The organism is Acinetobacter sp. VT 511 (assembly GCF_001077515.1).
Lineage (GTDB): Bacteria > Pseudomonadota > Gammaproteobacteria > Pseudomonadales > Moraxellaceae > Acinetobacter > Acinetobacter schindleri.
Window position 1 is genome coordinate 17,438 of sequence record NZ_LFRE01000067.1, and the last position, 12,489, is coordinate 29,926.

11 protein-coding genes are annotated in these 12,489 nt (G+C 44.3%); 3 read left to right on the top strand and 8 right to left on the bottom strand.

All coding sequences use genetic code 11. The annotated features are described in order from the left end of the window. Positions 1–33: 33 nt before the first annotated feature. Positions 34–1,632 (bottom strand): phospholipase D family protein, encoded by a 1,599-nt coding sequence (locus ACS72_RS09955; protein ID WP_048882015.1) that lies wholly within the window; start codon positions 1,630–1,632, stop codon positions 34–36. A 137-nt stretch (positions 1,633–1,769) separates the two neighbouring features. Here ACS72_RS09955 and ACS72_RS09960 point away from each other — a divergent pair, with 137 nt between their 5' ends. Next, entirely contained in the window at positions 1,770–2,780 is a 1,011-nt protein-coding gene (locus ACS72_RS09960) for a metallophosphoesterase (protein ID WP_048882016.1), read from the top strand. A gap of 22 nt (positions 2,781–2,802) precedes the next feature. Here ACS72_RS09960 and ACS72_RS09965 read toward each other — a convergent pair whose 3' ends face one another. From ACS72_RS09965 to ACS72_RS09975, 3 genes are all read right to left on the bottom strand, one after another. Then, the gene (locus ACS72_RS09965; RefSeq protein ID WP_008304534.1) at positions 2,803–3,243 is read right to left on the bottom strand and encodes a hypothetical protein; all 441 of its coding nucleotides are present in this window, start codon (positions 3,241–3,243) and stop codon (positions 2,803–2,805) included. A 143-nt stretch (positions 3,244–3,386) separates the two neighbouring features. Next, entirely contained in the window at positions 3,387–4,694 is a 1,308-nt protein-coding gene (locus ACS72_RS09970) for an MFS transporter (RefSeq protein WP_048882017.1), read from the bottom strand. Between the two features lie 142 nt (positions 4,695–4,836). Continuing rightward, positions 4,837–5,481: a hemolysin III family protein gene (locus ACS72_RS09975; RefSeq protein WP_048882018.1), complete on the bottom strand. Its 645-nt coding sequence runs from the start codon at positions 5,479–5,481 to the stop codon at positions 4,837–4,839. A 101-nt stretch (positions 5,482–5,582) separates the two neighbouring features. Between ACS72_RS09975 and ACS72_RS09980 the strand changes: the two genes are divergently transcribed. Then, positions 5,583–6,803 (top strand): SAM-dependent methyltransferase, encoded by a 1,221-nt coding sequence (locus tag ACS72_RS09980; RefSeq protein ID WP_048882019.1) that lies wholly within the window; start codon positions 5,583–5,585, stop codon positions 6,801–6,803. Next, on the top strand, positions 6,797–7,228 hold the full coding sequence (locus ACS72_RS09985) for a GNAT family N-acetyltransferase (protein WP_048882020.1): 432 nt from the start codon (positions 6,797–6,799) through the stop codon (positions 7,226–7,228). The genes ACS72_RS09980 and ACS72_RS09985 overlap by 7 nt, the downstream gene beginning before the upstream one ends. 60 nt (positions 7,229–7,288) lie before the next feature. Here ACS72_RS09985 and ACS72_RS09990 read toward each other — a convergent pair whose 3' ends face one another. The 4 genes from ACS72_RS09990 to ACS72_RS10005 form a co-directional block, all read right to left on the bottom strand. Then, positions 7,289–7,630, bottom strand: coding sequence for a hypothetical protein (locus ACS72_RS09990; protein ID WP_048882021.1), 342 nt, complete (start codon positions 7,628–7,630; stop codon positions 7,289–7,291). 154 nt (positions 7,631–7,784) lie between these two features. Continuing rightward, complete coding sequence (locus ACS72_RS09995) at positions 7,785–9,917, bottom strand: 3-hydroxyacyl-CoA dehydrogenase NAD-binding domain-containing protein (protein WP_048882022.1); 2,133 nt, start codon at positions 9,915–9,917, stop codon at positions 7,785–7,787. A 10-nt stretch (positions 9,918–9,927) separates the two neighbouring features. Continuing rightward, entirely contained in the window at positions 9,928–11,133 is a 1,206-nt protein-coding gene (locus ACS72_RS10000) for an acetyl-CoA C-acetyltransferase (protein WP_048882023.1), read from the bottom strand. Between the two features lie 220 nt (positions 11,134–11,353). After that, positions 11,354–12,364: an AraC family transcriptional regulator gene (locus ACS72_RS10005; protein ID WP_048882024.1), complete on the bottom strand. Its 1,011-nt coding sequence runs from the start codon at positions 12,362–12,364 to the stop codon at positions 11,354–11,356. Positions 12,365–12,489: the final 125 nt, after the last annotated feature.

Consider the following 12,489-nt stretch of genomic DNA (forward strand, 5'->3'; position numbering starts at 1 on the left):
TTGGTTCAGCTATTTTCCAGACTGGCCATGTTGTTACATGAACCCTTCAAGCGGAAGCCAAGACACAAACTTTAACAGGGCTTTTTGATGCCATTTCATTTTCGGTTCTTTGGTCAAAGTTTTAATTTCACCATCCGGTTGCTGGATCTTCCAGTTGATATTCTGATTGGCATCTAATACCAGCTTATAAGCATATTTACTCAAGTTCTGATCCATGGTTTTATGCACAGCTTGTGCTAAGGAAGGGCTATTGAGTAATACACCAATCTCTGTATTTAGATAGGCTGAACGCGGGTCGAAATTAAATGAACCAATAAACACCTGTTTCTCATCTAAGGCCATCAGTTTTGCGTGTAAACTGGAACGACTCAGACCTTTCAAGCTCACTTTAGCCTTGTCAGCAATTTCCTTGGTATTGGCATTCAGGTTTGCTGCATCTGGCGCCGCTAGAAATTCGTACAACTGTACATCATGTTCCAGTAAATCTTTACGGTACTTAGAATAAAAAGCATGCACAACAGGAACATCATTGGCTTTATAAGAATTGGTGAGTACTCGAATCTTTATATCTTTCTGAGCCAGACTTTTGAGCCGTTCTGCACCTTCTTTTTCTGGTACAAAATAAGCAGAGACAATATCTACACTTTGTTCAGGTTTTTCCAGATGTTGTAACAACTGGAAATTGAGGTGTTCTTCTTTCTTTGCCTTGGACCTGATCTTGGTGGGAGGGTCTTTGACTACTTCTGCTTCAACCCAATCCAGCTGGATATTATGATCAAGCCATTTATCAAAAGCCTTAGACCTGTTAGCTAAGTCGAGGTAGTTTTGTACTCGTGGGTCATCCTGATGTGCTTTTAGCTGCTGTTTAAGGCTTTCAAAGCGTAGGCTATGGTGACGTGGATTAACAATATTCCGCACTGGATAGGCATAGTCATCATTCCAGTATTCATCAAAGGAATGGATAATCTCATCTGAGGCGGCACCAACCAGCAACACATCTACATCGGAAAATTGATAGGCATCACTTACATTGTAATACTGATTGCTCATATTACGTCCGCCAATCAAGGCAATCTGATTATCTGCAATAAAGCTCTTGTTGTGCATACGACGATTGATACGTTTCAAATCCAGTACCATATCCATGGCACGATGCTGGCGGAAGCGATAGGGATTATATAAGCGAACATCGATATTTTGATGCTGATCCAGTGCCAGATAAATGCCTTCCATCTTCTTGGCATTGTTGTCATCAATCAGGAGGCGGACCTTCACTCCACGGTCGGCGGCCTGAATAATGCCATTTAAGGCCAGTGCGCCAATCCGGTCATTGTCCCAAATATAATATTGCAGATCTAAAGTCTGCTCAGCCTTATGAATCAGTTGCATACGGGCTGCAAGTGCTTCAAGTGGATCATAAAGAACATGATATCCAGTCAAACCTAGATATTGATCACGTAAAGGTTGAACAATTTTAGCTAAGGAAGTCTGTGAAGTATCAGTTTCAAAGGCAGTATGTGAAGGTCGTTCTGCCTGCGGAGGAAGCGTGCTGCAGGCAGGGATCCCCAGAACAAGGCTCAAACCCAGTAAAACAGCAGATTTATATGGAGTATTACGTTGGGAAGTGACCATGGGCTGGTCAGCCTTGGAGCGGGGAGCATTCGTCATATGAATCTAAGCGTGATAAATTAGGTTTGAGTATAATTGCCAGCTGTGAAAAGATAAATACAGAGCAGAGAATGTACTAAAGAACTGGACAAGGCGAAATTATGGGGAATATCGATTCCGTGATCTTATATTTCTATATCGGAATGGCGATTTTGGCGCTATGGTGTATATCGCAGGCGTGGATCAGTCAGTCACATACCCAGACGATTCATCCCTTTAAAGCCTTTACCCATCTGCTCGCTTATTATCTATCTTATCTACTGATTCCTTTATTTTTCTTTAGTATTTATAGCGGTTTTAATGGGTATTATTCCATTCATGAGGCAGTATTTATCTGTCTGCTCAGTGGTGTATTGTGTTATGCGCGTTTTATTGAACCGCATTTAATCCAGATCAAGACTACCCGTTATCAGATTAATACTGATAAAAAAATGCGGCAGCCTGTTCGTATTGCTTTAATTGCGGATTTGCATATTGGTTTATTTTCTGGTCATGAACGTCAGCTAAAACAAATTGTACATAAATTAAATCAGCAGCAGCCTGATTTGGTGGTCGTCGCAGGCGACTGGACCTATGAACCGGAAGATACTCTGACCCAAGAACTCGCCATTTTGCAGGAAATTCAGGCACCGGTATATTCTGTGAATGGTAACCATGACGAACAGTATCCGGGACCGCCTATTCAGGAGTTATTACATACTGCTCTAGTAAGCAATAATGTTATAGATATTGAAGGGCAAATTGTTGAGTTTGATGAATTTCGCCTGGTGGGTATTGGTGATCTCTGGGCGGGTAAAGCGGATATGCGGTTCTTGCCGGAGTTGCCGCAAGATAAGCCCTGGGTGATCCTGTCACATAACCCGGATACGGTAGACATGGTGCCGAAATTGCCAAGCCGGCCATTGATGCTCTCTGGACATACGCATGGCGGGCAAGTGGAATTGCCGTGGTTGACGGATTATGTGATGAAACGGGTGTCAATTCTCGGACATAAGCGCGGCTTATATCGACATGCACATGCCGATGTATTTGTCACTGTCGGAACAGGTCTGGTGGGCGTACCTTTCCGTTTTCGTGTACCACCTACCATCGATATCATCGAGCTTGTATAAATAAGTTGGCTGATTTCAATAACTAGCCAACCATCCAGATAATCAGCAGAATCAGAAGAATAATACCTGCAATGATCCAGATCAGATGCGGTCCATTTTTTGCAGTGACCGGTTCAGCGACTTTTTCCTGTAACTCTTGGGTCGACTCTGGAATGGGTGGGCGGGTAGCATGATCTTGTGTAGCACTTGCAGGGATGGAGACTGCAATAGAGTCGGTTAGCGCTTCAGTCTTCAGCTGTGGATTAATGGTGACATCATCACTAAATCTTGCACCTTGTGTCTGTACCTGTAAGGCAGCATCATGCTCCATCACGATCGCGGCAATCACTTCAAGCGCCTGCTGTTGGTCTAATGGCGTATGTTGAACAATATATTGGATGGCTTCGCTTTTCTTGTCTTCTTCCAGTAAGACCACAATATGAACCAGCTGGTCTTCGGTCAAATATTCGATTGGATCCTGCATATCTTATCCTTCTCGTTATGAATCCGTTTCTGTATTGTTCCGTAAATAGAGGAGGAGAAATAGCAGTTTTTTGTTGCACACCAAATTTCGGAAATAAAAAAGCCAGTGCATTTACACCGGCTTTTTAGAGGGTAATCCTAGAATTAGATCTGATTGTTTACATCATCATTCTTGGTTTCACGAATGAGTAGGAATGCCAGCAGTGACAGGATTGACGCCGCTGTCAGGTAATAACCTACAGCAGATAAGCCATATTGTGTTGCCAGCTTGGTTGCGATCAATGGCGCAAAAGATGCCCCGAAGATGCCTGCCAAGTTGAAGGTCAAAGCGGAACCTGTATAACGTACTGAAGTCGGGAAGATTTCAGACAATACAGTACCAATCGGACCATAAGTTAAGCCCATGATCGCAAGTCCGATACACAGGAACAGGAATACGATAACTGTACTGCCTGATTCAAGCATGTCGGCAAAGAAGATACCGAAGATTGCAGAAACGATACATACACCGATTGAAGTCGCTTTACGACCGAACTTTTCTGCGAGTACGGCAGATAACGGAATGAATGCTGCAAAGCATAGCGTTGCAACTAATTGCAACTGAAGGAATTCTTCACGTGAATAGCCTAGCTGCTTAGTACCCCATTGCAGCGCAAATACAGTTGTTAAGTAGAACACAACGAAGGTACAGATAGCTGCAATTGTACCCAGTACTAACATTTTAGAATGTTTTTTAAATACTTGAACAAAAGGTACGTTTACTTCTTTTTGCTTGTCCAAAACGTTCTGGAATGCAGGTGTTTCATGCAGTTTTAATCGAATCCAAAGGCCTACAATAACAAGAAGCGCACTTGAAATGAATGGAATACGCCAGCCCCAAGCCATGAAGTCAGCTTCAGACATCAATGCACCGAGCGTCAAGAATGAGCCAGTTGCCAGGATAAAGCCAATTGGTGCACCCAATTGCGGGAACATACCATACCAGGCACGTTTACCTTCAGGTGCATTTTCAGTTGCAAGTAAGACCGCACCTGACCATTCACCACCCAGACCAAGGCCCTGACCTAAACGGCATAATGCCAAAAGCAAAGGCGCTACAATACCAATTTGACCATAAGTTGGCAGCAGGCCAATCGCTACAGTAGACAGTCCCATGGTCAGCAAGGCAGCGACCAGGGTGGCTTTACGACCAATTCTGTCGCCGAGGTGACCAAACAATGCCGCACCGATCGGACGTGCGATAAAGGCAATTGCGAAAGTCGCAAGTGACTGGATCGTTGCGGTCATTGGGTCTGTACTTGCCGGGAAGAACAAATAAGGGAAAATAATGACAGCGGCAGTAGCATAAATATAGAAATCGAAGAACTCGATTGTAGTGCCTACTAAACTCGCTGTTAAAACGCGGAATTTTGAGTTTTGTGCTGGCTGAGCAGCAGAATTTGACGACGCCATGAATGACCTTACACTTACTAAAAATAAAAGAACTTAGTTTTAAAAGCGTAATCTTTTTAAAAAAGGCGTAATTTCTTAAAAAAACAACTGCAATCTTCTCAATTCAACTCGCTCAGGGTCACTGAAATGGAGAATGAGAGGATTAAATCACGTAAAGATAGATAGACAGAAAATGTGATCCTGCGCCTATCAATACAAAAATGTGCCAGATAGCGTGCGTATATCTTACTCTTTTTAATGCATAAAACAATGCACCCACCGTATAAGCAAGTCCCCCAATGATGAGAAAGGTTAAAGATTGTACTGATAAATATTTCTGCATATCATCAATAACTAACAGTGCAAGCCAGCCCATTGCCAGATAAGCAAACAGGGAAAGTTTCTGAAAACGATGAATGAAAATGAACTTGAATAGTGTTCCAAGGACAGCAATGATCCATAAAGCAATCAACAAATACTGGGCTTTGGCCGTTGGAATGGCAATTGCCAGAAAGGGGGTATAAGTACCGGCAATCAGATAATAGATCGCAGTATGGTCAATTTTTTTATAGAAATAACGTCGGTCTGCAGTTGTGGCCATGTGATACAGCATGGATGCAGAAAAAAGTACAATCATGCTCAGTGCATAAACCCATAAGCCAATCCATTGACCCGTACTAAGATAAGAGCCTTTAATCACCAGTAAAATACCGGCAATTACTGACAAGGCAGCACCTACACCGTGACTGATGTAGTTGATGCGCTCTTCGATAGCATCATAATCCTGAAGCAATGGTGCATTTGACATAGTTATCATTCTTCTTAAATATACAAATGTATAGTAATTCAATTTTGCTTTTAGGGTAAGAACATTTACACTTTAATGGCAATTCATTTCAGGTTTCTTTTATGTCCATTTTGGCTTCTTTCTCGGTTCAAGAACAGCAATTTCTGGATGCTTTCCAGCAAGCCATTGAAACAGATCAATTTGATCGTCTGATTTTAAGTCAGTACAAGGGCGAACTGGAACAACTGGAGAAAATGACCTTGCGCGTCATTTGGCTGAATGAGCAAAAAGTACTGAGTTGTCTGTACCGATATAAAACCCAGGACGTCACTAAAAATTATCCTTTAACTGAGGCTTTGTCTCAGGTCACTGAATTATTGACCTGTTGCAAGCAGGCTAATCTGATCACTACAGCCGAAGAATTGCAGCTGAAAAAAAACAAGAAAAAAGTCATGCTGACCCACAGCAAAACTCAAACTGTCGTTAAATCCAAAACTGCTGAACAGGGCCATGACCGGGTCAAGCAGCGTTATGTGGATCAGGACAGTGTGTTTCTGCAGCATCTCGGCATTACTGATCAGCAAGGTCAGGTCATTCCGAGCATGGCGCGCAAGTGGAAACAGATTAACAAGTTTGTGGAAATTTTCTCGAATGCGCTTTCGCAGATTAAATCCTCTCAGGAAGGTCTGCGGGTAGTAGATTTTGGTTCAGGTAAGGGCTATCTGACTTGTGCCTTGTATGACTATATGCAAAAGCATGGACAGACACCGTGGGTGACGGGTGTAGAACTGAATCCGAAAATGGTCGAGTTTTGTCAGAAGGTGGCAGACCAATCCCAGTTTAACCAACTCGATTTCTTCCAGGGTGATGTGCGCACCTATGAGCCTGAACATCTGGATGTGATGATTGCCTTACATGCTTGTGATGTGGCCACGGATTTTGCCATTCATACCGGCATTCGTCTGAATGCGCAGATCATCATGTGTGCCCCATGTTGTCACAAGGAACTACGCCCACAGTTACAGGCGCCAAAAGTTTTGAGTCCAATGCTGCAATTCGGGATTCATGCGGGCCAGCAGGCAGAAATGCTGACAGATACTATTCGTGCCTTGTTGCTGAAAGCCTATGGTTATGAAACTAAAGTATTCGAATTTGTTGCGCTTGAGCATACCAGTAAAAACAAAATGATTCTGGCGGTGAAGCGCAAGGACGATCAGGAACCGGATCCGGACGTGTTGAACCAGATTCAGGCTTTGAAAGAGATGTATGGGATTCAGAAACACTCCCTTGAATTATTGCTCAAGGATGAATGGGATCAACAGGGGATTGGTTGTAAATGCTAAATCATGCTGAGCTAGAAATTGTTGCAGGCACTTGGGCCGAGCTGGCTGCCGAAGCCAGACTGATTCGCGAAGCTGTGTTTATTCAGGAGCAGCATATTGCACCGGAAGATGAATGGGATGCAGAAGATAAGCTGTGCGTTCATTTTGTGGCTTATCTGCATGATCAACCGGTTGCCACAGCCCGACTATTAACAAGTAATAGTATCGGTCGTGTCGCAGTACTGAAATCAGCGCGTGGTTTCAAGATCGGTCAGCAGTTAATGCAGGCAGTGATTGACTATGCATGCGCTGAAGGACGGCAGTTTATCAAACTTTCCTCTCAAGTCCACGCTATCGGCTTTTATCAGGCTTTGGGTTTTCAGCTACAGGGTAATGAATATCTAGACTGTGGAATTCCACATATCGATATGTATTTACAACTTTAAAGATTCATTTTCAGATATAAAAAAGCGAGGCATGAACCTCGCTTTTTTTATCGTAAGATCTTAATGACCATGTGCACCATGTTCGGTATCCATATTGGCATGTTCATCTGCTGACATATGCTGTTTTTCAGCAGCTGTTGATTGCGGTTCAGTACCTTGTTGAGCTGCTGCACGCGCTTCACGATCTGCCTGAGCTTTGGCAATAGCTTCTTCTGACATGGTTGGGGCATTTTTAAATGCGTGTTGCTGGGTATCCTGTTTCTTCTGCTGGCTTGGCATGTAGTCCGGTTCATTGCTGACAGCTAACCAGAAGATAAACATGAATATACCACCAATTATGCAGAAGATAATCAGTGCTTTCCAACCCCAAGGTGAATTTTCAGGAGTATTTTGATCAGACATGGTATGAACCCAAAGAGGATATAGAATCTATGTTACTTTATAACATAGATTGGCTGAAAAGCAGACTGGATTTGTAGTGTAAAATATGACCATTTTTCAGTAGACTTATAAAAAAGAGGAGCTTAACGCTCCTCTTTATTCTGTGCGAATGAGATTAAAAAGTTTCAGCAGCAGAAACCTTATTTTTTAACAGTGTCGGTGCTTTAAAGCGTTCGCCATATTTTTTTTCCAGTACATTGGCACGTGCCAAGGCCTTCGCCAGTCCATACTGATTTAAATATTGCACTGCACCACCGGTCCAGGCAGGGAAGCCAATGCCAAAGATCGAGCCAATATTACCTTCTACGGTTGACTGCAACACACCTTCCTCCAGACAACGTACGGTATCCAGCGCTTGCACAAACAGGAAGCGTTCAATCATCTCCTGCTCAGAAATCTCGGTATTTTTATTCCAGTGACTGAGGCCTGACCAAAGTTGTTTTTTCCCACCTTCAGGATAGTCATAAAAGCCCGCGCCAGCTGCCTTTCCTTTGCGATTAAACTGGTGAATCATGGTTTGAATGACTGCATCGGCAGGTGAGGCCTGACGTTCTTTACCTTCTGCCTGAAGTGCCTTGCGCGTTTCATTGCTAACATGCTCGGTCAGAGTTAAGGACACTTCATCCTGAACTGCCAATGGACCAACGGGCATACCGGCTTTTAAAGCAGTCATTTCAATACGTGCTGGATGCACACCTTCTGCCAGCAGACGCAAACCTTCTTGTACAAAAGTACCAAAGACACGGCTAGTAAAGAAACCACGACTATCATTCACGACGATTGGCAACTTGCCGATCTGCTGGACGAAATCAAAAGCTTTGGCGAGGGTTTCGTCTGAGGTATTTTGCCCCCTGATGATTTCTACCAGCTGCATTTTATCCACCGGACTAAAGAAATGCAGACCGATAAATTTATCTTGATCCTTACTTGCCTGTGCCAGATTGCTAATTGGTAAGGTCGAAGTATTTGATGCCATTACGCCGTCGGCAGCCAGATATTGTTCTGCTTCCTGAGTCACCTGAGCTTTCAGTTCCTGATTTTCAAAGACCGCTTCGATGATCAGGTCACAGCCTGTCAAATCTTCTGTGTTTGCAGTGGGATGAATCAGATTTAAAATCTGTTCGCGCTGTCCAGCTGTAAGTCGACCTTGACTGACTTTCTTGTCCAGCAGTTTCTGGCTATAGGCTTTGCCTTTTTCAGCAGCTTCGATCGAGATATCTTTTAGAACGACCTGAATACCTCTGCTGGCGGTGACATAAGCAATTCCAGCGCCCATCATCCCTGCACCCAAAATCCCAACTTTCTTGGCTTGCCATTTGGCACAATCTTTTGGGCGATGAACCCCGGATTTAATACTGTTCATGCCATGCCAGAAGGTGCCGATCATGTTTTTCGATATCTGACCGGTCGCCAGATAGGTGAAATAACGGGATTCAATACGGAGGGCTGTATCGACATCGACCTGCGCACCTTCAACCGCTGCAGACATAATCGCTTCAGGTGCTGGATAACAAGCTTTGGTTTTATCACGAAGCATCGCAGGAGCAATTGCCAGCATTTGTGCCACTGCTGGCGTGGATGGTGAGCCGCCTGGAATCTTGTGGCCTTTTTCATCAAAAGGTTGTACGGATTTAGGATGGGCTTTAATCCATACAACTGCTTTTTCCAGCAGCTCATCCAGGCTATCAGCCGTGTCATGAATCAAGCCCAATGCTTTGGCTTTTTCTACACCGAGCTGCTTACCTTCCATCAATAAAGGAAGGGCAGTTTGTAAACCCAGTAAACGAACAGTACGGACTATGCCGCCACCACCGGGTAGCAGACCTAAAGTCACTTCAGGTAAACCAAATTTGCTTTTCGGATCATTCAAGGCAATCCGATGATGGGCACACAGGGCGATTTCCCAGCCACCGCCAAGAGCGGTGCCGTTCAAGGCTGCAACCACCGGAATACCACGGGTTTCGATATAGCGCAGCTGTGCTTTCATCTCTTCAATCATGTTGAAGAATTCAGTGGCATGTTCTGGTGTAGCTTGAATCAGTTCATCCAGATCGCCACCAGCGAAAAAAGTCTTTTTGGCTGAACGGAAAATAATTCCGGAAATTTCATCATCTACTTTAAGCCTATCGACAACTTCGCTAAGTGCAGTGCGAAAGTCGGCATTCATGGTGTTAGCAGACTGGTTTGGAGAGTCAAAAGTCAGAACAACAATATTGTCCGCTGTTTTTTCAAATTGAATGGCGCTCATGGTTCTCTCCTTAAACCAGTTCAATAATGGTGGCAATACCCATGCCGCCACCGACGCATAAAGTTGCTAATCCACGTTTTTTACCCTGGCGTTCCAGCTCATCTAACAAAGTACCGAGAATCATGGCACCGGTTGCACCGAGTGGATGTCCCATGGCAATGGCGCCACCGTTAACATTGACTTTGGCTGGATCAACGTTGAGTTCTTTAATAAAGCGCATAACGACTGCGGCAAAGGCTTCATTGACCTCAAACAGGTCAATATCATCAATGCTGAGACCAGCTTTAGCCAAAGCTTTACGTGCAGCCGGAGCAGGACCGGTGAGCATAATGGTTGGATCAGCGCCTACCAGAGCCGTCGCCAAGACTTTGGCGCGCGGTTTCAGATTCTGCTCTTTAACAGCGTGTTCTGAGGCAAGCAGGACCAATGCAGCACCATCTACGATGCCAGAAGAATTTCCCGCATGGTGCACATGATTGACTGTACCGACTTCTGGATATTTTTGCAGGGCAATTGCATCAAAGCCCATCTGTCCCATGGTGGCAAAGCTTGGGTTGAGTTTGCTGAGTGTTTCAATGGTCGTATTCGGTTTAATGAACTCATCTTTATCCAGAATCATCACACCGGCTTTATCTTTAACTGGCACAATCGATTTATCAAAATGACCACTGGCCTGAGCTGTCGCCGCTTTTTTCTGGGACTGTTCTGCAAAGCTATCTACATCATCACGGCTATAACCATCAATGGTCGCGATCAGGTCGGCACCAATGCCTTGTGGAATAAAGTCACAAGCCATATTGGTTTCAGGATCGAGCGCCCAAGGGCCGCCATCCGAACCCATCGGTACGCGGGACATGGATTCGACTCCACCCGCAACCACTAAATCTTCCCAGCCTGAACGGACTTTTTGTGCGGCCATATTGACTGCTTCCAGACCAGAAGCGCAGAAACGGTTAATCTGTACACCAGCCACATCGTTATCCCAACCCGCTGCAATTGCTGCAGTTTTGGCAATATCAGCACCTTGGTCACCAATCGGGGTGACACAGCCCAAGACAATGTCATCAACCTTGGAGGTATCTAAGGAATGACGCTCTTTCAGTTCATTGAGCAGGGTAGTGAGTAAACTGATCGGTTTGACTTCATATAAGGATCCGTCCTTTTTTCCCTTGCCACGTGGTGTGCGAATGGCATCGATAATATAGGCCTCGCTCATACAATTTCCCTTTTTTGAATGAATAAGATTTGTTCTAATCATTTTGAGTGTAATGATTCTTTAGCTAAGCGCAATGACGAGAACGAACCAGGTCATTTGAGCAATCTGGTCAATGGCGATGATTCAAAAAAAGATCAGACAAAAAAATGCCCAAGTCTGGAGCTTGGGCATGAACTGAGATTAGCAAAAGAGCTAATATTGAATATGAAGAGGATGTGGCTTAATGGTAACCATGTAATTGGCGATATAAACCTGGTGTTACACCGGTCCATTTTTTGAAAGCACGATGGAAGGTGCTGGTTTCACTAAAACCAACTTGCTGCGCGACATCTTCCAGGGTTAAATCTGGATTTAACAACAGGTGAATGGCAGCATCTCGACGCAGTGCATCTTTAACGCCTTGATAACTCTTGCCTTCCGCAGCCAGACGACGACGTAAAGTTTGTGGAGATAGATATAGCATGGAAGCGACATCATTCAGCGTCGGCATTTCTTCGCCGATCTGGCTCTTCAGTACATCACGAATACGGGAGGTTAGAGAATTGGTATTTTTGAATTTTACCAACAGTTGAGCAGGTGCAGCTTTCAGGAACTCTTCCAAGGTTTCTTCATTCTGACGGATTGGTAAATCGAGATAATCTGCTGCAAAAGTAATTTCAGTACGCGGCGCATCAAACTGCATCACGGGTGCGAAGAATAATGCATCATATTCATCCGCATGATTTGGACGTGGATAGCTGAAATGTACACGTTCTAATGGGAGGCGGCGTTCAATCAACCACGAAGCCAGACCATGCCAGATCATTAGCATGCTTTCAGTGATGAAATGATCCGGGTCCATCTCTTTTGGAATTTGAGGGGCTAAACGTGCTTCATGCTTGTCACGTTCCAGTGTCACCGCCCAGTCATCACCAAACAGCTTGTAGAACTGGGAAGAAAGTTCCAGCGCATCACCTAAAGTTTTAGCGTGGATGATCAGCTGACACATGATTGCGAATGTGCCCAGACGGCGAGGCTGTTTGTCAAAGCCGACATGCTCGTCCTGTGTCACCATCCACAGCATTTTAATAAAACGGGTATATTGTTCTGGCGAGATACGGGCCTTAGGCTGATGCAGAAGTTCAGCTTCAATACCAACATGAGACAATAACGTATCGACGTCCATGCCGAGACGCTTCACGCCGTAGAGTGCAGCGTTAACGAAATGGATACTGATCGTATCGCGACTCATGTTTAATCCTTCAGTCTCTTTGATGTTCACTAATGCTTGACCTAATTGACAACAAATAATAAATCAATGGCAATTTACAAAATCGGATTTGCCATTTGTTACATATTAAATTGCCGAAATGATCA

What these genes read in the sequence shown, in the direction of transcription:
- ACS72_RS10000 (WP_048882023.1), bottom strand. Translation starts at nt 11,133, where the DNA reads ATGAGCGAGGCCTATATTATCGATGCCATTCGCACACCACGTGGCAAG.
- ACS72_RS09970 (WP_048882017.1), bottom strand. Translation starts at nt 4,694, where the DNA reads ATGGCGTCGTCAAATTCTGCTGCTCAGCCAGCACAAAACTCAAAATTC.
- ACS72_RS09965 (WP_008304534.1), bottom strand. Translation starts at nt 3,243, where the DNA reads ATGCAGGATCCAATCGAATATTTGACCGAAGACCAGCTGGTTCATATT.
- ACS72_RS09995 (WP_048882022.1), bottom strand. Translation starts at nt 9,917, where the DNA reads ATGAGCGCCATTCAATTTGAAAAAACAGCGGACAATATTGTTGTTCTG.
- ACS72_RS09975 (WP_048882018.1), bottom strand. Translation starts at nt 5,481, where the DNA reads ATGTCAAATGCACCATTGCTTCAGGATTATGATGCTATCGAAGAGCGC.
- ACS72_RS09955 (WP_048882015.1), bottom strand. Translation starts at nt 1,632, where the DNA reads ATGGTCACTTCCCAACGTAATACTCCATATAAATCTGCTGTTTTACTG.
- ACS72_RS09990 (WP_048882021.1), bottom strand. Translation starts at nt 7,630, where the DNA reads ATGTCTGATCAAAATACTCCTGAAAATTCACCTTGGGGTTGGAAAGCA.
- ACS72_RS09960 (WP_048882016.1), top strand. Translation starts at nt 1,770, where the DNA reads ATGGGGAATATCGATTCCGTGATCTTATATTTCTATATCGGAATGGCG.
- ACS72_RS09985 (WP_048882020.1), top strand. Translation starts at nt 6,797, where the DNA reads ATGCTAAATCATGCTGAGCTAGAAATTGTTGCAGGCACTTGGGCCGAG.
- ACS72_RS09980 (WP_048882019.1), top strand. Translation starts at nt 5,583, where the DNA reads ATGTCCATTTTGGCTTCTTTCTCGGTTCAAGAACAGCAATTTCTGGAT.
- ACS72_RS10005 (WP_048882024.1), bottom strand. Translation starts at nt 12,364, where the DNA reads ATGAGTCGCGATACGATCAGTATCCATTTCGTTAACGCTGCACTCTAC.